The organism is Frankia sp. CeD (assembly GCF_000732115.1).
GTDB lineage: Bacteria > Actinomycetota > Actinomycetes > Frankiales > Frankiaceae > Frankia > Frankia casuarinae.
Map to the genome: position 1 here is coordinate 18,275 of NZ_JPGU01000008.1, position 20,262 is coordinate 38,536.

Sequence of the window (20,262 nt, forward strand, 5' to 3'; positions counted from 1 at the left end):
GAGCAGCGTGGTCGACCTGGCCGCCCGGCGGACCAGCCAGGCGGTACGCGCCACCGCGGAGGCGGAGATGCTCTCGACCCTGGCCGGGAGCGTGCTGCGCGGCGAGCAGGCACTGCCGGCGCTGCTCACGCAGGTGCGGGAGACGTTCGGGCTGACCTCGGTCGCCCTGCTCGAACGCGCGGCCGAGGGCGGTCAGAACGGCGCCCGCAAGGCAGACCGCCACGGCTGGCGGGTGGTCGACAGCGCCGGGCCCGACCCATGCCTGCGGCCGGACGAGGCCGACACGGAGGTACCGGTCAGCGAGAACCTGACGTTGGTCCTGCGGGGCCGGCCGCTGCCCGCGGCGGACCGCCGGGTACTCACCGCCTTCGCCGCGCAGGCCGCGGTCGCCCTCGAACAGCGACGGCTGGCCCAGGTGGCAGCGGAAGCNGGNCCNCNCGCCGAAGCGGNCCGCNCCCGCCGCGCCCTGCTCACTGCCGTCAGCCACGACCTGCGCAGCCCGCTCGCCACGGCCTCGGCGGCAGTCGCGAACCTGCGCGGCAACGAGGTCGAGTGGAGCGCCGAGGAGCAGGCGGAACTGCTCGCCACCGCTGAGGAAGCGTTGGACCACCTGGCCCGGCTGGTGGAGAACCTGCTCGACATGAGCCGGTTGCAGGCTGGACGCCTGAGCGTGTTCCCCGCCCCGGTCGGGCTCGACGACGTGATTCCCGGCGTGCTGCGCGACCTGGGCCCGGCGGCTCGCGACGTGGCTGTGACGGTCCCGGACGACCTTCCGCTGGCCTACGCCGACCCGGCGCTGCTGGAACGGGTGATCGCCAACCTGCTGTCCAACGCGGCCCGCTACTCNCCCCCGGGCCAGCCCCCGCTGATCACCGCCAGTGCGTTGCACGACCGGATCCAGCTGCGGGTCATCGACCGCGGGCCTGGACTGCCCGCGGAGGACCGTGACCAGGCGTTCACGCCGTTCCAGCGGCTGGGCGACACCGACAACGCCAGCGGCATCGGGCTGGGCCTCGCGCTCTCCCGAGGCCTGACGGAGGCGATGGGCGGCACCCTGACACCGGAGGACACCCCCGGCGGGGGCCTGACCATGGTGGTAGCGCTGCCGGTCGCGACGGTCGGCGATTCTACCCAGCCGGCGGACGGTGCGGCCTGAGATCGCGGGACGGTCAACAGACAACGAGGTCATAGTTTGACAACAAGGTCATAACTGGACAACAAGGTCATGACTGGATAACAAGGTCATGGTTGGAACCGGTAGCCCATGCCTGGCTCGGTGATGAGGTGGCGGGGCTGTGCCGGGTTGAGTTCAAGTTTGTGGCGCAGCCGGCCGATGTACTGGCGCAGGTAGTGGCTCTGCTCCTTGGGTGCGGGCCCGCCGGCCCGGGGCAGCAGATCCCGGTAGGTCAGTAGCTTTTCGGGGTGGCGGACCAGGACGTCGAGCAGGTGCCATTCCGTGGGGGTGAGCCGGACCTCGGCGGGGCCGTCCGGGCGGGCGCTGTCGGGTTTGCGGGTGACGCGCCGTGCGTCGAGGTCGATCAGATAGTCGCCCAGGGCGACGGTGAGCGGTTCGGTGGGCGGCGGGGNGCGCCGGACGACGGCGCGCAGCCGGGCGAGCAGTTCGTCGACCCGGAAGGGCTTGGTGACGTAGTCGTCGGCACCGGCGTCCAACGCTGCGATCTTATCGCTGCTGCCGGCGCGTCCGGAGAGCACGATGACCGGGGCGGCGGTCCAGCCGCGCAGGGCGTGGATGACGTCAACGCCGTCGAGGTCGGGAAGCCCGAGGTCGAGCAGGATGATATCGGGTTCGTGTTCGGCGGCGGCGGCGAGCGCGCGGCTTCCGTCCGCGGCGACGGTGACCTGGTAGCCGCGGGCGCGCAGGGTGATGTGTAGCGCGCGGAGCAGCCGTGGGTCGTCGTCCACCACGAGTACGCTGGTCACGCGTCGTCTCCCGGCAGTGAACCGAGCGGTACGGCGGGCAGGGNGCGAACCATCGTGAGGCCTCCGCCGGGGNGTCCTCGGGGCTGAGCGTTCCGTCCATAGCTTCGACCCGGGAGTTTGTCTGGGAAAGTGCCCCGGCCGCAGTGGGCGGTGCGCGGGACGGGTCCTGCGCACCGCCCCCGGGCCAGCGTCACCCGGGCCAGTCCAGCTACCTGGTCGTCCTGTCGAGGGCCAGGTTCAGGGTGAGGACGTTGACCGTGGGTTCGCCCATGAAGCCCAGCGCCCGACCGTCTTCGTGGTCGTGGACCAGCGCGTGGACCGTGGCCGGGTCGAGACCGCGTTCCTTCGCGACCCGGTTCACCTGCAGGTAGGCGTAGGCCGGGGAGATGTCGGGGTCGAGGCCGCTGCCGGAAGCGGTGACCGCGTCCGGCGGGACCGGGTTGTCCGTGCCCTTACCCGGCCCCTTGACCGGCGCAGTGACGCCGGCCGAGTAGTCCTCGCCGAACCTGGCGCACTCGACCTTGACGCCTTGGTACGTGGCGACGAAGGGCGCGGCCGGGCACTCCTCGTTGATGCTGACGACCCGGGTGACCGGTCCGGTGGTGCCGCCGGTCCGGAACACCGACAGGACCGCGCCGACGCCGTTCGCGGTGCAGAAGGGACGCCGGCCGTCGACCCCTTCCAGGTCACCGATGGCCTTGCTGCGGGCGCAGACCTGGGTGAGCAGGCTCTGGCTGCTTTCGTCCTCGTCCTTGGTGGCCGGGTCGTCGAAACTGTCGACGATGTTTTCCGGGCCGAGGTTGNACGCGGACGTCGACGTCGGGTCGTACCCGTCGCCGGCCGCCGAGGGGCGGGACTGGAAGTATTTGGGAATCGGGTTGCCCTTGTCGTCGGTGAACAGTTGGCCGATCTCGGCTGAGCCGACGATCTGGCCGCTGGCGTTCGTGACGAACGAGCCGTTCGCCTTATCCTTCAGCCCGGGAAGCTGCGCGATGGCCGTGATGACCAGCGGATAGGCGATGCCGGTCAGCACGGTCAGCACGAGCAGTGCGCGGAAGGCGGCGAGGTGCTGCCGCACGAAGGAGGGAAGTCGGGTCGCAGGCATGGTTACCGGGCTCCCGGGATGAACTGGATGACAAGGTCGATGAGTTTGATCCCGACGAACGGGATGATCAGACCGCCGACGCCGTAGATGTAGAGGTTGCGACGCAGCATCGCCGACGCGCTGGACGGGGTGTAACGGACGCCGCGCAGCGCCAGCGGGATCAGGGCGACGATGACGAGCGCGTTGAAGATGACGGCGGAGAGGATCGCCGACTGCGGGCTGTGCAGCCGCATGAGGTTGAGCGCGTCCAGCCCGGGGTAGATCGCCGCGAACATCGCCGGGATGATCGCGAAGTACTTGGCGATGTCGTTGGCGATCGAGAAGGTGGTNAGCGCCCCGCGGGTGATGAGCAGCTGCTTCCCGATCTCGACGATCTCGATCAGCTTCGTCGGGTTGGAGTCGAGGTCGACCATGTTGCCGGCCTCCTTGGCGGCCGACGTGCCGGTGTTCATCGCCACGCCGACATCGGCCTGGGCGAGCGCAGGGGCGTCGTTGGTGCCGTCGCCGGTCATTGCGACGAGCTTGCCGCCGGCCTGCTCTCGTTTGATCAGGGCCATCTTGTCTTCGGGCGTGGCCTCGGCGAGGAAGTCGTCGACGCCCGCCTCCTCGGCGATCGACCGGGCGGTCAGCGGATTGTCACCGGTGATCATAATGGTGCGGATGCCCATCCGGCGCATCTCGTCGAACCGCTCACGCATGCCCTGCTTGACGACGTCCTTGAGCTGGATCACGCCCAGGACGCGGGCCAGGCCGCCATCGGTGGCCTCGGCGACGACCAGCGGGGTGCCACCGGAAGCGGAGATGCCGTCCACGATCTCCCCGGTCTCCGCGGGCACGGCGCCACCAAGATCGCGCACCCAGGTGATCACCGCGCTGGCCGCTCCCTTGCGCACCTGCCGGTTCGCCCCCCCCGTCGATCGCATCGAGGTCGACCCCGGACATCCGGGTCTGGGCGGTGAACGCCACGAACCGGGCGTGGCTGAGCTCGCCGGGACCGCGCTCCCGCAGGCCGTAGGTGTTCTTCGCGTGCACGACGATGGAGCGGCCCTCGGGGGTCTCGTCCGCGAGCGAGGACAGCTGGGCCGCGCTGGCCAGGTCATTCTCCGATGTGCCGCCGACCGGGACGAAGGCCCGTGCCTCCCGGTTGCCAATGGTGATCGTCCCGGTCTTGTCGAGCAGGAGGGTATTGACATCGCCGGCGGCCTCGACGGCCCGGCCGGACATGGCCAGCACGTTGCGTTGGACCAGCCGGTCCATGCCGGCGATGCCGATCGCGGACAGCAACGCGCCGATTGTCGTCGGAATCAGGCAGACCAGCAGTGACACCATCACGATCCCGGACAGGCCGTCGCCGTTCAGCGCACCGGTGTCCGGCACGCCCGGCAGCTGCGCCTTCGAGAAGATCGCCAACGGCTGCAGGGTCGCGACAGCGAGCAGAAAGGTGAGCGTCAGGGCGGCCAGCAGGATGTTCAGCGCGATCTCGTTCGGGGTCTTCTGCCGATTCGCCCCCTCCACCAGCGCAATCATCCGGTCGATGAAGCTCTCGCCCGGTTTCTGAGTGATCCGCACGACGATCCGGTCCGACAGCACCCGGGTGCCGCCGGTCACCGAACTGCGATCACCGCCGGACTCCCGGATCACCGGCGCGGACTCACCGGTGATGGCCGACTCGTCAACGCTGGCAATCCCCTCGATGACGTCGCCGTCCCCGGGGATGAACTGACCGGCCTCGACGACGACGGTGTCGCCCTGCCACAGCCGCGGCGCGGGCACCTCCTCAAGCCGGCCGTCGTCGCGCAGCCGGTGGGCGATCGTGTCAGTCTTGGTGCGGCGTAGCGCGTCCGCCTGGGCCCTGCCGCGGCCCTCCGCAACCGCTTCGGCGAGGTTGGCGAACAGCACGGTCAGCCAGAGCCAGACCGTGATCAGCCAGCTGAACGCGGTCTCGTCCCGAATCGCCAGGACGGTGGTGAACACCGCGCCGATCTCCACGATGAACATCACCGGGTTGCGCCACAGCGTGCGCGGGTCGAGCTTGCGCAGCGCGCCCGGCGTCGACCGCAGGAGCATCGTCGGGTCGAGCAGCCCCCCCTGCACTCGCCGGGGAGCCGGCGGCGGGGTCGGCGCGGGCGCCGGAACCGGCGTACCCGCAATGGTCGAGGTGGACATCTAGTGCAAACCCTCCGCAAGCGGCCCGAGCGCGAGCGCCGGGAAGAAGGTCAGAGCGACGATGATCACGGTAACGCCGGTTAGCATGCCGACGAACTGCGGGCGATGCGTCGGTAGTGTTCCCGCGGTTTCCGGCACCGGCTGCTGTTTCGCCAACGATCCGGCCAGCCCCAACACGAAGACCATCGGCAGGAACCGCCCGAACGCCATCGCGAGGCCGAGCGCGGTGTTGTACCAGTCGGTGTTCACCGTGATGCCGGCGAACGCCGAGCCGTTGTTGTTCGCCGCCGAGGTGAAGGCGTAGAGCACCTCGGACAGGCCGTGCGGCCCGCTGTTGAGCATCCCCGCCCGTTCCCCCGGCAGCGCCATCGCCAGGCCGGTGCCGACCAGCACGATGACCGGCATCGTGAGGAAATACAGCGAGGCGAACTTGATCTCNCGACTACCGATCTTCTTGCCCAGGTACTCCGGCGTTCGTCCGATCATCAAACCCGCGACGAACACCGTGATCACTGCAAGGACCAGGATGCCGTAGAGTCCCGATCCGGTGCCGCCGGGCGCGACCTCGCCGAGCATCATGTTGAACAGCAGCGTCGCGCCACCCAGGCTGGTGTACGAGTCATGGAACGAGTCGACGGACCCGGTTGACGTCAGCGTCGTCCCCGTGGCGAACAGCGCCGAATCCGGCACACCGAACCGGGTCTCCGTAGCCTCGCGGGCCGCCCCGACCGCTGTCGGCACCGTGCCGTGGTGGATCGCCTGGAACACCTCGTTGGCTCCCAGACTGCCCAGCGCCAGCACCGCCATCACCGCGACGATCGCCAGCCCCTGCCGGGTGCTGCCGACCATCTTGCCGAACGTCCGCGGCAACGCGAACCCGATCGACAGCAGCAGGTAGATCTCGAACCAGTTCGTCCAGGAGGTCGGGTTCTCGAAGGGATGCGAGGAGTTGGCGTTGTAGAAGCCGCCGCCGTTGGTGCCGAAGTCCTTGATGGCCTCCTGGCTGGCGACCGGACCCCCGGTGACCGCCTGCTCCCCCCCGGCCAGGGTGGGGACCGTGGTGTTCCCGTGGAAGTTCTGGATCGCGCCGCCGACGATCAGCACGATCGCCGCGAGCGCGCAGACCGGCAGCAGGATCCGCACGACGGTGCGGACCAGGTCCACCCAGAAGTTTCCCAGCTGGTCGGTCTTCTTCCGGGCGAAGCCGCGCACCACCGCGATCGCCACCGCGATGCCTACCGCGGCGGACACGAAGTTCTGCACCGCCAGACCGGACATCTGGACCAGATGGCCCATCGTCGACTCACCCGAATAGGCCTGCCAGTTCGTGTTCGTGGTGAAACTGACCGCCGTGTTCCACGCCAGGTCCGGCTTGACCGCCGGCAGGCCCAGCGCCAGCCACAGGTGGTTCTGCACCCGCTGGAACAGGTACAGGAACAGCACCGATACGAGCGAGAACGCCAGCACGCTGCGTGCATACACCGACCAGCGCTGCTCGGCGTCCGGATCCACCCCGACCAGCCGGTAGATACCGCGTTCCACCCGCAGGTGCTTCCCGCTCATATACACCCGGGCCATATAGTCGCCAAATGGCCGGTAAGTCAGGGCAAGAGCCAGCACCATCGAGACGATGAAGATGACGCCTGCGGCGTTCGTGCCCATCTAGAACCGCTCCGGGGACAGCAGAGCCGCCACGAGGAAGATCGTGAGAGCTACGGCAAGGATCAGGCCGGCGATGTTCTCCACGCTCACAGCTTCTCCACCGCCTTGAGGGTTAGCCCGAGTACCGCGAACACCGCAAGGGTCAGCAGTACGAAGACAACGTCACGCACGGAACTCCTGCCTTCTACTTTGGATGAGATCGGATCTGGATGAGATCGGAACAAATGTCGCCGCCTTGGCCGGTGTCCTGGCCTGATGGCAGGTGCCAGTATCGAGCCCTTGCCGCCAGCGGACCAGCGAAGCTAACGGTCCAATGACGCCCAATCCCGAAAATTCAACACGGCGCTCACACGGCATCCGACCCGGACGAGATCCGCACCCGCGTAAAACTCGGTGTGCACAACCCGGATGAGACGCAGAACACCTCTCGGTGGTCCACGGACAGCCGCCCGGGCGGGGACCAGGCCGGTCCGCCCCGCCCTGTCCAGGTGATCCCCGCGAAGGGTGTCCGGACGCCGGGGTGTCCGGACGCCACCGTGAGTGCCAATGAGGCGTGGTGGTTACGGCTGGTAGCGGTAGCCCAGGCCCGGTTCGGTGGTCAGGTAGCGGGGTCGGGTCGGGTCGGGTTCGAGTTTGCGACGCAGTTTGTTGATGTAGAGGCGGAGCGAGGAGCTGTCGTCCGCCACGCCGGGACCCCAGACCTGGCTGATCAGCTGCTGATGGCTGACGAGCTTGCCGGGGTGGCGTACCAGTGCTTCCAGCAGCCGCCATTCCGTCGGGGTGAGGCGTGGACCGTCCGGCTTGTCCTCTCCACCGGTCGCGGATGGATCCTCATGACCGCTGCCCGCGTCGGCGTCGGCGTCGGCGTCGGCGCTGTCTCGTGAGCTGNTTCGCTTTTCGCCGAGGTCGATCCGGTACCGGCCGAGGTCGACAACGGTCACCGATTCCGCGCTGGTGGCGCGGCGGGTCACGGCCCGGACCCGGGCCAGCAACTCGTCGATCGAGAACGGCTTCGTGACGTAGTCGTCGGCGCCGGCGTCGAGCGCGGCCACCTTGTCGTGGCCCGAGGCGCGACCGGACAACACGATGATGGGAACCCCGGTCCAAGCCCGTAGCCCCTGGATGACCTCAACGCCGTCCATGTCGGGCAAGCCAAGATCCAGAATGACCAGGTCGGGTGGGCACGACGCCGCCTCCGACAGCGCGTGCCGGCCGTCCAGCGCTGTGCGTACCTCGAACCCCCGAGCGCGCAGGGTGATTCGCATGGCCCGCAGCAGCTGCGGTTCGTCCTCCACGAACAGAAGACGGGTCATATCCGCCCCGTCCCCTCCAGCCACCTCCGGACCGGCGGCGCCTCCTAACCTGGCATCATCCCTCATCCTCGCCCCCTGCGCCTTCGCCCGTCCGGATCAGAAGAGGGTCAGGGGCTCGGTCGGTATCGGCTGAGGCAGTGCATCGAGCTCAGGNACCCGTACCCGTACGTCATCGTGGAAGCAGCGGGCGAGTAGTAGCGCGTCGGCGTTGTCCGGGGTGTGAATAAACACGGTGGGTGATCGACCCTCGCGCAGCCACTCGATGGCAGTGTCAATCCAACGCTGCCAGCCTTTGATCGTCTGCGTGGAGGCGTCGCGGCCGAGGTAGCGGACGATCGGCCGGTCGGTCAACGCGAGCGATCGGAGCGGCACGCGCGGTTTCCTGGTCCAGGCTTCTCGTTCGGCATCGCTGCCTGGCGGGCTTTGAAAGAATGTGGTGGTGTCGAATGGAATCCATTCGGCGGTCGCGGCGGCAAGGACTCCTTCGAGAAGTCGCGCTGCGCGAGGGTCGTTGAAGAATGCGGGGTGGCGGACCTCCACAGCGTACCGGTGGGACCTGGTGAGCCGGCGCAGAAAGCGGGCAAGCACGGGGACGTCGGCCGGGGTGAACGATCCTGGTAGCTGTATCCAGAGGGCATGGGCCCGTGGGCCGAGTGGCTCGATCGCTTCCAGGAAGGCGTGTAACGCTTCGTCGACGCCCGTCAGGCGGCGTTCGTGCGTGATGGTTTTTGGCAGCTTGATCACGAATCGGAAGTCGGCGTCGGTCTGCTGCGCCCACGAGGCCACGGCGCTCCTGGCCGGAGTCGCATAGAACGTTGCATTCCCTTCGACCGCGTTGCACCAGCTGGCGTAGTTTCGCAGGCGTTCGTGAGGCGGGAGCGGATGCGCCAGAAAGCGCCCTTGCCATGACTTGTGAGCCCACATCGCGCACCCCACATGAAGACGCATGACCCAAGCCCTCCATNAACAAACTGCNCCCGAGGCAGCCGGAACCGAGTTCGCCCGCCAAGTCGCGACCGTGCCACAGGTACTGTAGTCCGGGCGTCGAGTCCGCCCCCGGCGTCCGGTGCGCCGCGGGCCGACAGCCCGCGCTCCAGCGATCCACTATCCTTTCCGTACTGGCGAAGTCTAGTTGACCTACGGATCTGGAGCCCTTCAAGCTCCGGAGCTGGAGGGCCCGCAGCCACGGATCCGGCAACTTGGACGAGAGAACTGATACCGCCGGGCTGCTGGGCTTCTCCGAGCGCGACAGCTTTCCTGTGACCGGGTCCNGGCGTCGGCNCCANCNCCGACCCGCCTCAAACGCCCTGACCGGAGACGGTTCGCCGAGGTACTGGGCAACGGCGGCTTCGGATGACATCCGCTGACATCCGCGGTTGCACCGCCGACGAGAGACCGAGCGTATGCGGCGACTGCTCGACGACGTCTTGGGGATCGGCGGCCTTGGGGAACGGCGGCCTGTTCGTGCGGCGGTGCGTGGAGACCGCCACCGCATGAGGGCCACACAGACTGGTCGGACCCCGGGGGCCGTTCGTCAACCGCGGGCCTCGATCGTGGTGTGTGGGTGCTGGGCGATGCTGGTCTGGCTGAACCTGACTATTCTTCGGCGGGACTTCCGCGACGTCCCCCTGTGGCGCCAGGCGGTCAGCGAGATGCTCCGTCTTGCTCTCCAGGGTCCCGAGGACCCGGTGATCGCGCCGATGACCATCCTCGATTCCGACCTGCTCGCCGAGCTGACGGCCTCGACCCGCGCCGCCGGACACCGCGCCGCCGGACACCGCGCCGCCGGACACCGCGCCGCCGGACACCGCATCGCCGGACACCGCGCCGCTCATGTCACGCTTCTTGCCGACCGCACGACAATGATCCGCCGCATCCACCGACGCGGGGATGCGGACGCCGGAGTCGCGATCATCTCGCCCGGCCTTGTGGGGGGCGAGGTTCCAGACCCGGAGGAACATCGCGCCCTGGCTGGCGAGGCCTCCGGCGATGGGATCACAATGGTATCGTTTTCCCATGGAAGCCGTTGTCGATCAGGCGGGCCGGATCGTGTTGCCCAAGCTCCTCCGCGAGGCGCTGGGCCTGTTCCCGGGAACGAAGGTGGACATCTCGCCCTATGGCGCCGGTGTCCAGATCGTGCCTGCCGGCAGGACCGCGCGCCTCGTCGAGGAGGATGGTGTGCTCGTGTCAGCCGGCGATACGCCCGTCGACGACGACATCCTGTTCGGCCTCATTGACGCAGGCCGCAGGTGACCATTGCGGTCGACACGAGTGTCGCGGTTCCGCTCCTGGTACGTTCGCACACGCACCACGCGGATGTGGTGCAATGGTGGGGCGGGCGGGAGCTTGCGCTGAGTGGGTATGCGCTGGTGGAGACCTATTCGNTACTCACCAGAATGCCCGGCGACGCGAGACTGTCCGGGCCGGACGCCGCGCGTCTGCTCGACGTGCGCTTCACTGCACCGTTNACGTTGAGCGGACCGCATGCGCGGAAGGTTCACGCGACGTTGAGTCGCGTCGGTATTGTTGGGGGCGCCGTCTACGNTGGGCTGGTGGCTTTGGCTGCCAAGGAGCACGGCCTGGCCCTCGCGACGAGGGATGCTCGCGCACGCGGGACCTATGACGCGCTTGGAGTCAAGGTCATTGTTGTCGCTTGAGGTGGCTCGCGACTCCGAGTACGTTTCACTTCCCGATCCTCGCGGACGCGCCGCGTAATCAATTGATGGATCCGACTTTCCGGTAGTTCTGCGACGTCGTCTACTATTCGATCTTGGAAGCTACGATCGGCCGTCCATACACCCTCTACGCCCATGGCGACAGCGACACGACCGGAGCGGTCCGCGGGGTCAGCANGGACGCCGCCCAGATGGGTCCTGAAATCATCATTCGCCCGTCGGGACCCGGGCGCCGACCAGCGGCGGTGCCCGATGACCGCCCAGCCGGCACCATCCGTATCCGAGTCGAACGTGCGTTCCGCAAACCTGGTGGTTCCGGCGGCTCCGGTCCGCCTCGTCACCATGATCGTGGGGATCGTGGTGATCGAGGCGCGGCCGGTTACGCGGATTCGAGCGCGTCCTCGACGGCGAGGCGCTCGCAACGTCGTTTCCCCCATTCGCCTAGCGGGCGGAGGGCCTCGTTGAGTGAGATGCCATGCTCGGTGAGGGAGTACTCGACCCGGGGCGGGACCTGGCGATACACCTCGCGATGGACCAGGGCGTCCTCCTCCATCTCGCGCAGGTGCTGGATGAGCATCTTCTCGCTGACGCCGGGAAGGCCGCGCCGCAGCTCTCCGAACCGCCGGGTTCCGTGGTTGTTCAGCTCCCAGAGGATCAGCGACTTCCNCTTCCCTGACACCACGTCCATACCGGCGTCTATGCCGCAGACGTAGGGACCGCGCCTCGCGCTCGTCGCCATCAGACCCTCAACCTCGCCTCAGCTGGCCACTTACTTCCTGGTAAGTATTGAACAAAATTGTAGGTACTTGCCGGTGGGGAAGGTTCGGGCGGAGAGTCGGGACGGCACGCCAGTCAGACCACCGAGCGGAGCGAGGGCAATCCATGACGACCTGTACGACCTTCCTGGGCNTGGGCGCGATGGGCAGCGCGCTCGCCGCCGCGACTCTCGACGCCGGCCGACCAACCGTGGTGTGGAACCACACTCCAGGCAGAGCACGGGCTCTCGGCGATCGTGGCGCCACCGTCGCCGAGACCGTCGAGGAGGCGATCATCGGCGGCGGGGTGGTCGTCGCCTGCCTGCTTGACCATCGGTCGGTGCACTCTGTGGTCGAGTTCACCGAAGCCGCGCTGGAATCGCTGGTGACGGCCAGCCTGGACCAGGGCGTCAATGTCGAGGTGCTGCGGCCCGTCCACGACATCGTGCGCCGGCAGATTACCGCCGGATACGGCCAGCAGGGCACCGCCCGCATCTTCGAAGAGCTCAGGAGCTCCCGATGAGCGGCGAGGGCGGTCTGTCTCCTGTGACGGTCGTCGGCCTTGGCCCGATGGGTCGGGCAATGGCCGCGTCCCTGTTGCGGTCCGGCCATCCGGTGACAGTGTGGAACCGCACCGAGGGGCGCGCCGACGACCTCATCGTCAGGGGCGCCACGCTGGCACCCACAGCGACAGCCGCGGTCGCCGCCAGCGAGCTGACCATCCTCAGCCTCACCGACTACCAGGCGATGTACGACATCCTCGACCCGGTCGCCGAAAGTTCGCGACCCTCCGCTGTCCTTGCCGGCAAGGTCCTGGTCAACCTCAGTTCGGACACCCCCGATGCCTCCCGGGATGCGGCGGGATGGGCGGCCAGACACGGAGCGAGCTTCGTGACAGGAGGCGTCATGGTGCCCGCTCCCGCCGTCGGCGGTCCAGGGGCACATGTGTTCTACAGCGGGCCCCGCGCGGTATTCGACATACACGAACCGACGCTCAGACTGATCGGCGAGCCCCGGTACCTCGGGGAGGACCCAGGCCTGGCCCAGCTCTTTTACCAGGCGCACCTCGACGTCTTCCTCACCGCCCTGTCAAGCCTGCTCCACGCCACCGCGCTCGTCACCGCCGCCGGTGTCCCGGCCGCCGACTTCCTACCCGGCGCGCTGAACACCCTCACCGACATCCCGACGATGATCGGAGACGGATGGGACCTGGCCCGGCGCCTGGAGGCCGGCGAACACCCCGGCGACCTCAGCACGGCACGGATGATGGGCGCCACAGCGAACCACATCGTGTGGACGAGTGAGAAGGCCGGCATCGACACACAGCTGCCCAAAGCCGTCAAGGCGCACTACGACCAGGCCGTCACCGCGGGCCGCGGCACCGAGAACTGGACCGTTCTCTACGAGATGCTCAAAGGCTGCGACTGAGGAACGACCAGAACCACGGTCCTACCACCGGNCCACGCAAGCTGCGTACCTGGCACAGGGTAGCTGTTCACGTCGGTTGCGCGGCGGCCTTGTAGATCTTGTTTGGTGATCGTGTGGCGTTCGCGGGCCGGTGGGTGATGATCGGATAGCGTCACGAGTCGTGGAGTCAACCGGCCGCCCGACGTACCCGGATCATCCGCAATCCGGCAAGGGGCGTGCGGCTCCCACCGGCCCGGATCCCGGACAAGCTCTTCCTCGTCTACGCCGGGCGGTTCCGCCCGTTTCCAGGCCGCCCGTTTCCAGACCGCCCGATGATCGTGACCGCTGGGCGTCGTGGTCGCGTCGACCTTCCTGCGATCGAGGGGAGGGCGGCCGGTCGGTACCCCTCGCAGCCAGTGTCGACCGTCCCGCCGTCGATCTTCCATGTTCTCCGATCTTGGGGCGCGAGCCACAACCGCCAAATGTAACCGCCACACGCCAAATGTAACTCCGTCGTGGTTACATTTGGGTGTGCCACGTGACGTGAGCCAGACGATCGCCTTCCTGCGCGCGGCGGGAGGCGACACCACCGAGGTGGAGGTCAAGTCTGCCGCCGGCGGGTTACCCGCCTCGTTGACCTCTACGCTGAGCGCGCTGGCGAATCAGCCCGGGGGCGGGACCATCATCCTGGGACTCGACGAGCGGGCCGGGTTCCGCCCCGTCGAGCTCAGCGACCCGCAGGTACTCAAGCAGGGCCTGGCTGCCAGGGCCCGGGCATTCACACCGCCGGTCCGTCTCACGATCGAAGACGGGGAGGTTGACGGGGCCGCGGTCGTGGTTGCGCAGGTCCAGGAGTGCGACCGGTCGACCAAGCCCTGTCGCGTCACCGCGACCGGCAGGGCGTACCTACGTGGCTACGACGGCGACTACGCCCTGTCTGACGTGGAGGAACAGGGGTTCCTGGCCGCTCGCCAGCCACCGCTGTTCGACCGTTCACCTGTCGAGGACGCCACCATCGACGAGCTGGACACCGAACTCGTCGATGCTTTTCTACTCGCNGTCCGCGAACGCGACCCGGCCGGGCTCGGCCGTTTTCCCGACGACACCGAGCTCCTACGCCGGGCTGGGGTCACGATGGATGGCGGGCAGCCAACTGTCGCGGGACTGCTCGCTCTCGGGGTCCATCCCCAACAGTGGTTCCCTCGCTACGTCATCCAAGCCGCCGCGCAGCCCTTGCCCACCGGCTCCGCCGCAACGCGGGCCCGCAACCAGGTCACCATCAGCGGACCGGTCCCGCGGATGCTCGACGCGGCGCTGCTCTGGGCCCGACATACCTTCGACACCGCCATCGTCGCCGAGATGGACGGCAGCGTTCGTGACCGTCCGATCTACCCACTCGTCGCCTTCCGTGAGCTGGTCGCCAACGCGCTGATCCACCGCGACCTCGATCACTGGTCCGCCGGGCTGGCCGTCGAAGTGCGGCTTCTGCGGGACCGCCTGGTAGTGACCAATCCCGGCGGCCTGTANGGCATCACCGTCGACCGGCTCGGACGCGACGCGGTGACCTCCGCCCGCAACGCCAGCCTGGTCGCGATCTGCCAGCACGTCCGCTCTGCGCAGACCGGAGCTCGGGTTATCGAAGCCCTCGCCAGCGGGATTCCCACCGTCACCGAGGCTCTCGCCGACTGTGGCCTGCCGTCAGCCCACTACGTGGACAGCGGCATCCGGTTCACCGTCANCCNNNNCNANTNCGCGNCCGCCACGCCCGTGGCAACCGCCGAGCCCCCGCTGGGCGCCACGGAGCGTCGCGTCTACCAGGCCCTGACCCGTCAGGGACGAACAGTCAGCGACCTCGCCGAAGAGCTCGGGCTGTCCGCTCCGAACATCCGCAAGGCCCTGCGAAACCTGCGCGGCCGCGGGCTGATCCTTCAACTCGGCGGCAGAGGCAGGGCCACCACCTACCAGCGGACGGACTCATAGCCGATCGATCCTTACCCGCCAACCACTACACGCCCTGGACCATGCCTGGCCCANCCCCATGTTCCNCCCGGCCAGATGACGCCGAGTCCACCGCGCGAGCCAGATGAATCACGTCACCGCCGCTGGTCACGGTGAGAAGCATCGGCGCCCCATGCGTGGTCCTTTGATGTGCCCCGAAAGCCACGCATGGGGCGAAACGGCCTGCACTCCGCGTGGTGTGGCCGCGCGATCAGTCGAGCCACAGCGACGGAACTCGTGGACGCCGATGTACACGCAGAGTCATCAGAGGATGAGTGGGTTCATGGCCTGCCGCAGGCATCTGACGACCCTGCACGGGCACGCTCCGTGATCCCCGCGCCGACCTTGGACGGCGGGTGACCTTGACGGAGGGATCCACTTCCCGGTCTCGAGTGCGGGCGCGGCGGCGCGGGATGACCTTGCTCGACAGAAGCCCCGGCGGCCCTAGATCTGGGCATCTACCTGCGGGTTTGGTCGTCCAGGCGGGGCTCGGACCACCTGTCGAGGTCCTGACCAGGATCGTTCCACAGCCCTGGATCTCAAAGGGATAGATCGTAAACCGCATCCACCCAGGTCGGAGGAATGATCAAAAAATTGGTGGGGCTCGAACCCACGACCGGAGGATTATGAGGACTATCCGGCTATGCGGTGTGCTGAGCTGCATCGACGCACGTCACGCGCGACCGTGAACGTCGAATACTCCTCTGTACAGAGATCCGTCTGGTTGCAATCCTGTCGAGGAGATCACACCACCCAGCGGTGGTCACAGACCGGCGCGGCCGTGGCCGGTCCGGGGCACGGCCCTGCCGCGGAGGGGCGCCCCGACGGCGGCTGCGGCTTCGACGCGGTCGCGTTGCCTTGCGATGCGCGTCCACGCGAGCCCAGGATCTACGCTGGGATCGGATGGTCGCGTCCCACCGACGTCTTGGACGCGTGACGACTCATCCGCCCGGGAGGCGATGGTGACGACGGCCTTGCCAGAGGACAGCTGGCTGCGCGACCTGCGCCCGCAGCCCGCGCGCGTGACGGCAGCCGAGTACGAGGCGCTGTCGGAGGAGATCGCCCGGTCGATCGAGATCGTCGACGGTTACATCATCTTCTGTGAGGCTCCCGCCCCGGACCACCAGACCGCGGGACGGCGGCTCGCCAACCTGCTGGAGCGGCACGCCCGGAACGCCGTGAAGTCAGGCCGGTACGGCTGCCTGACGGTCAACAACGACGTCGACCTGCGGCTCCGCGACATCCCCCTGCTCAACCGCCGGCCCGACGTCATCCTTTACCGCTGCCTCGATCGTGACCGCGGCGAACGGCTCCGCGCCGAACACGCCCTGCTCGTCATCGAGATCGTCTCGCCCGGCTCAGAGACCCAGGACACCACCGACAAGCTCGGCGAATACGCCCGCGCCGGCATCCAGCACTACTGGATCATCCGACTCGACAACGACGGCGTCACCAGCATCGAACGCTACGCCCTCGACCGCGCCAGCATGCTCTACAAACACCTCGGCACCCTCATGAAAGACGAGGCCGGCGGACCACCGGAAATCACCAACCCCATCCCGATCACCATCACCTGGGATGACCTGGCTTTCTGAGCGTCCCGACAGGTCGACAGGACCAATTTTGGCCCTCCCAGTCATTTGTTACAAGCCGTGCGAGACGATCTTGGCACGGTTGGATGTCGCGGATCAGCGTGGCGCCATCGCTTCACTCGTCCCGGGGGTGCGGGAGTTCGGCCCGCCGGGGGTCCCGCGGGTCGAGGAAATCGAGGATCCCAAGCCGTCGGTCGGCGAGGTGCTGGTCGCTGTCGAGGTGGCCGGGGTCGGCTACGGCGACGTCATCGTGCGGTCCGGCCGGTATCCGTTTCCGAAGCCGTACATCCCGGGCCTGGAGGTTGGCGGCCGGGTCGCCGCCGTCGGACCGGACGTCGATTCGTCGCTGACCGGCAAGCGGGTGGTGGCGAGCACGGCTGGGATGACCGGCGGGNACGCGGAGCTGGCCCTGGCCGAGGCCGACAGCGTCTACGAGGTGCCCGAGGGGCTCACCCTCGGGTCCGCTGTGGCGGTGTTCCAGGCCGGCGCCATCGCCGTCGGCCTGGTGTCGGCCATCCAGGTCCGGCCCGACGAGTCCGCTCTGATCACTGCGGCGGCGGGCAGGATCGGCTCGCTTCTGGTGCAGCGGGCCAAGGCTGCCGGGGCCGCGACCGTGATTGCTGCCGTGGGCAGTCCCGCGAAGGCGGACGTCGCGGTCGAGTTCGGGGCCGATGCCGTCGTCGACTACACGACGCCCGGCTGGGTGGCGAAGGTGCGCTGGGCGGTCCGGGCTGACCCTGGAGTCGGCCAGGACATACCCGATGGCCGGAACTGCCCTGGTCGGCTTCGCCTACGAGGGTGTCGCGTCGAAACCGGCCTGACGGCCGGCGGCGGGAAACGCGCCCACGTCGAGGACCCGGCCTTTGCGACCCGGCCCCCGCGGACCCGGCCTCTGCGACCCGGCCTCTGCGACCCGGCCCCCGCGGGGACAGCCGGCACCGCCGAGCGCCACCACGCCCGACGGCGCCACCCGGCCGACGGCGCAGCGGGCCTCCCCGGGCCCCGGGACAGCACGGGACACCCGCCGCCTCATCGGCCACCACGCCACCGGCCACCACGCCACCACGCCATCGGCCATCGGCCATCGGCGACATTCCCGGCTGGAAGTTCGGCCGCGGTGGGGCGTAGGCAGGGGCGGTCGGTGGTGCGCAGTAGGCATGGCCGGCCATGCCGGCGCAACCACTGCGGGACCTTGTCGAGCCAGGCTGGGCGCATGCCCTCGAACCGGTGGCGGGGCAGATCAGCGCCATGGGCGACTTCCTGCGGGCGGAGATCGCCGCCGGGCGCGGCTACCTGCCGGCCGGCCCGCATGTCCTGCGGGCCTTCCAGCAGCCGTTCGACGACGTGCGGGTGCTGATCGTCGGACAGGATCCCTACCCGACCCCGGGAATGGCCATCGGCTACAGCTTTGCGGTGGCACCCGAGGTGCGCCGGCTGCCGGGCAGTCTGCTGAACATCTTCCAGGAGCTGTGCGCGGACGTCGGCGTGCCGAGGCCCTCGACCGGCGACCTGACCGGCTGGACGCGCCAGGGGGTGCTGCTGCTGAACCGGGCGCTGACGACGGCGCCGCGCCAGCCCGGGCTCGCACCGGGGCAAAGGCTGGGAGCCGGTCACCGAACAGGCCATCCGGGCGCTGGCCGGGCGGGGCAGGCCGCTGGTCGCGATCCTGTGGGGTGCCGAGGCCCGCAGCCTGCGGCCGTTCCTGGACGGTGCCGCGACCATCGAGTCCGCCCACCCGTCACCGCGGTCGGCCGACCGGGGCTTCTTCGGGTCCCGGCCGTTCAGCCGGGCCAACGACCTCCCGCGCCGCCAGGGTGCCGAGCCGGTCGACTGGAGCCTCCCGTGACCCGCCCGCCGCTCGGCCCGGAAGCTCCGGGACACGGCGCCTGACCGTGGCCGACACCGGCGCCCCGGCAGACGTGAGATGCCCTGCCCCGCGGGCTGCGGTCCGGGAGGGTGCCGGTCAGCGTTGCGCGGGGGCACCGGCGGGGGNGGGGCCGCGGCGCAGGGCGGCGCGGACGAGGAGGCCGGCGGCGAGGGCCCAGAAGGCGGCGCCGACGCGGGCGAGGGTGACGCCGCTGGCCGCGACGACGAAGGTGACGACCGCGGCCTGCCGCTCGGCCGGGTCGGCCAGGGCCGACGTCAGCGCCGAGGCGAGTGTGCCGACGAGGGCGAGGCCCGCGAGGGCCGTGGTGACGCCGGTGGGGGCGGCGGCCGCGACCGTCACCAGGAGCGTGGACAGCAGGGCGAGGGCGAGGAAGGTCCAGGCGGCGAGGTGGGCGACGACCCAGCGTCGTCGCGGGTCGGGGTGCGCGTCGGGGCTCGCGGCGAGCGCCGCGGTGATCGCGGCCAGGTTGATCGCGTGGCCGCCGGCGAACGCGCCGAGAACGGTGCCGACCCCGGTCACCGTCATCGCCTCCCGCCAGGGGACCGCATACCCGTAGGAGGACAGCACCGCGACACCCGGCACGTTCTGCGAGGCCATCGTGACGACGTAGAGCGGAACCGCGAGCGAGAGCATCGACGCCCAGTTCAGCGTCGGTGCCGTCAGCGCGACCCGGGGCAGCAGCGGCCTGTCGGGCCCGCCGTGCCGGCCGAACCAGATCCCGACCGCCACCACCGCGGCGGCGAACGCCGCCGGCACCGCCCAGCGCGGCGCGACCCGCAGCAGCACCAGCCACACCACGACCTCCGGCGCGACGAGCGCCGGATGGTCCACCAGCCCGTGGACGGGCACGAGGCACAGCGAGAGCAGGACACCGGCGAGCATCGCCTGCGCGATCGGCGCTGGGATCGCGGCGATGAGCGTCCCGAGGCGGGGCCACAGCGCGGTCAGCAGGATCAGGCCGCCGAGACCGCGAAGGCCCCGACCGCCGCCGCCCAGCCACCGTCGACCGCGCCGGTCGAGGCGAGTAGCGCCGCGCCCGGCGTCGACCAGGCGAGCAGGATCGGCATCCGGTGCCGGCGGCTGAGCCACAGCGTCCCGAGCGCCTGGGTGACGGTGACGGCAAGCAGGCCCGAGGCTGCCTGCGCGGGGTCCGCCCCGACCGCCCGCAGCCCGGCCAGCACCACGACGGCCGTGCTCGCGAACCCGACCAGCGCCGTGACGGCGCCTGCGCTGACCAGATGGGTGCCCCGAACCCCCGAAGCCGCCTCGCCGTCCGCGGGATCCGGCGGATCCGACCGGCCTGAACCGCCGTCGCTCACGGTGACAGCGGGATCGGCGCCGACGGTAGGTCCGGAAGGTCACGATCGCGCTGTTCCATCCCCGGAACACTACTGTCGGCCGTTCGGCGGCGGACCATGAAAACGGACCGCGGATACGGCACCCGTCACGAGGCCACGGCCGCCACCGGCACCCGGCCGCGGGTGACCAGCCCGGCCCCGGGCTCTCCCGGGGCGCGAGCGGTGGGGGTGTGGGGCGGCGGGATCGTCCGCTCACACGAAGTTCCCGTCTCCACAACCTGGCGCCCTGGAAGGTGCTGCCCGACGGACGTTCGCCGGACAGCGTCACGACCGGGCGTCCCCACCCCTCCGATGCCCAGGCCCGCCGGGAGGCGCTGCACGTCCTGTCACTGCACGTCCTGTCACTGCACGGCCTGTCACTGCACGGCCTGTAGTGGGAGGATGCCGCGGTCCGGACGCGGG

14 protein-coding genes and 5 pseudogenes (1 of these 19 running past the window's edge) are annotated in these 20,262 nt (G+C 69.3%); 10 read left to right on the plus strand and 9 right to left on the minus strand.

The annotated features are described in order from the left end of the window. Positions 1 to 1,156: the 3' portion of an ATP-binding protein gene (locus tag CED_RS07390; protein ID WP_035909448.1), read on the plus strand. Its footprint begins 1,409 nt before the window's first position; the window shows 1,156 of its 2,565 coding nt (coding positions 1,410-2,565); the start codon falls outside the window, past its left edge; the stop codon is at positions 1,154 to 1,156. 86 nt (positions 1,157 to 1,242) lie between these two features. Here CED_RS07390 and CED_RS07395 read toward each other — a convergent pair whose 3' ends face one another. The 7 genes and pseudogenes from CED_RS07395 to CED_RS07420 all read right to left on the minus strand — a co-directional run bounded on the left by CED_RS07395 (position 1,243) and on the right by CED_RS07420 (position 9,135). Then, positions 1,243 to 1,941: a response regulator gene (locus CED_RS07395; RefSeq protein ID WP_035909454.1), complete on the minus strand. Its 699-nt coding sequence runs from the start codon at positions 1,939 to 1,941 to the stop codon at positions 1,243 to 1,245. Positions 1,942 to 2,149: 208 nt separating this feature from the next. After that, complete coding sequence (locus CED_RS07400; RefSeq protein WP_035909456.1) at positions 2,150 to 3,046, minus strand: potassium-transporting ATPase subunit C; 897 nt, start codon at positions 3,044 to 3,046, stop codon at positions 2,150 to 2,152. Between the two features lie 2 nt (positions 3,047 to 3,048). Continuing rightward, positions 3,049 to 5,113 (minus strand): annotated as a pseudogene (kdpB, locus tag CED_RS07405) (potassium-transporting ATPase subunit KdpB). Between the two features lie 99 nt (positions 5,114 to 5,212). After that, positions 5,213 to 6,874 (minus strand): potassium-transporting ATPase subunit KdpA, encoded by a 1,662-nt coding sequence (gene kdpA / locus CED_RS07410; RefSeq protein ID WP_011437671.1) that lies wholly within the window; start codon positions 6,872 to 6,874, stop codon positions 5,213 to 5,215. Continuing rightward, positions 6,875 to 6,964: a K(+)-transporting ATPase subunit F gene (gene kdpF / locus CED_RS21415; protein WP_023840421.1), complete on the minus strand. Its 90-nt coding sequence runs from the start codon at positions 6,962 to 6,964 to the stop codon at positions 6,875 to 6,877. A 470-nt stretch (positions 6,965 to 7,434) separates the two neighbouring features. Then, entirely contained in the window at positions 7,435 to 8,187 is a 753-nt protein-coding gene (locus CED_RS07415) for a response regulator (protein WP_035909459.1), read from the minus strand. 96 nt (positions 8,188 to 8,283) lie between these two features. After that, complete coding sequence (locus CED_RS07420; RefSeq protein WP_011437673.1) at positions 8,284 to 9,135, minus strand: DUF72 domain-containing protein; 852 nt, start codon at positions 9,133 to 9,135, stop codon at positions 8,284 to 8,286. 1,068 nt (positions 9,136 to 10,203) lie between these two features. On the opposite strand from CED_RS07420, the gene CED_RS07430 reads away from it, so the two are divergent. After that, a complete protein-coding gene (locus CED_RS07430) occupies positions 10,204 to 10,440 on the plus strand; it encodes an AbrB/MazE/SpoVT family DNA-binding domain-containing protein (protein ID WP_035733247.1) in 237 nt (78 codons plus the stop codon). Next, entirely contained in the window at positions 10,437 to 10,844 is a 408-nt protein-coding gene (locus CED_RS07435) for a type II toxin-antitoxin system VapC family toxin (RefSeq protein WP_035909464.1), read from the plus strand. The genes CED_RS07430 and CED_RS07435 overlap by 4 nt, the downstream gene beginning before the upstream one ends. Positions 10,845 to 11,241: 397 nt before the next feature. Here CED_RS07435 and CED_RS07440 read toward each other — a convergent pair whose 3' ends face one another. Continuing rightward, positions 11,242 to 11,601, minus strand: a complete 360-nt coding sequence (locus tag CED_RS07440) for a helix-turn-helix domain-containing protein (protein WP_035909467.1) — start codon at positions 11,599 to 11,601, stop codon at positions 11,242 to 11,244. Positions 11,602 to 11,744: 143 nt separating this feature from the next. On the opposite strand from CED_RS07440, the gene CED_RS07445 reads away from it, so the two are divergent. The 6 genes and pseudogenes from CED_RS07445 (at position 11,745) to CED_RS26085 (ending at position 18,460) form a co-directional block, all read left to right on the plus strand. Beyond that, a complete protein-coding gene (locus tag CED_RS07445) occupies positions 11,745 to 12,140 on the plus strand; it encodes an NAD(P)-binding domain-containing protein (RefSeq protein WP_035909470.1) in 396 nt (131 codons plus the stop codon). Then, positions 12,137 to 13,045: an NAD(P)-dependent oxidoreductase gene (locus CED_RS07450; protein ID WP_035909471.1), complete on the plus strand. Its 909-nt coding sequence runs from the start codon at positions 12,137 to 12,139 to the stop codon at positions 13,043 to 13,045. The genes CED_RS07445 and CED_RS07450 overlap by 4 nt, the downstream gene beginning before the upstream one ends. 510 nt (positions 13,046 to 13,555) lie before the next feature. After that, positions 13,556 to 15,004: pseudogene (locus CED_RS07455) on the plus strand (ATP-binding protein). Positions 15,005 to 15,996: 992 nt separating this feature from the next. Then, positions 15,997 to 16,617 (plus strand): Uma2 family endonuclease, encoded by a 621-nt coding sequence (locus CED_RS07460; protein WP_235186947.1) that lies wholly within the window; start codon positions 15,997 to 15,999, stop codon positions 16,615 to 16,617. Further along, positions 16,601 to 17,272 (plus strand): annotated as a pseudogene (locus tag CED_RS25115) (alcohol dehydrogenase catalytic domain-containing protein); the annotation flags it as partial. The gene CED_RS07460 and the pseudogene CED_RS25115, both read left to right, overlap by 17 nt. A gap of 509 nt (positions 17,273 to 17,781) precedes the next feature. Next, positions 17,782 to 18,460 (plus strand): annotated as a pseudogene (locus tag CED_RS26085) (uracil-DNA glycosylase). A gap of 117 nt (positions 18,461 to 18,577) precedes the next feature. On the opposite strand, the pseudogene CED_RS07475 reads toward CED_RS26085, so the two are convergent. Further along, positions 18,578 to 19,740 (minus strand): annotated as a pseudogene (locus CED_RS07475) (benzoate/H(+) symporter BenE family transporter). A 290-nt stretch (positions 19,741 to 20,030) separates the two neighbouring features. On the opposite strand from CED_RS07475, the gene CED_RS23495 reads away from it, so the two are divergent. Beyond that, a complete protein-coding gene (locus CED_RS23495) occupies positions 20,031 to 20,234 on the plus strand; it encodes a hypothetical protein (protein WP_023840411.1) in 204 nt (67 codons plus the stop codon). The last annotated feature ends 28 nt before the right edge of the window (positions 20,235 to 20,262 follow it).

Coding starts and splice junctions, on each gene's coding strand:
- CED_RS07450 (WP_035909471.1), top strand. CDS start 12,137: ATGAGCGGCGAGGGCGGTCTGTCTCCTGTGACGGTCGTCGGCCTTGGC.
- CED_RS07430 (WP_035733247.1), top strand. CDS start 10,204: ATGGAAGCCGTTGTCGATCAGGCGGGCCGGATCGTGTTGCCCAAGCTC.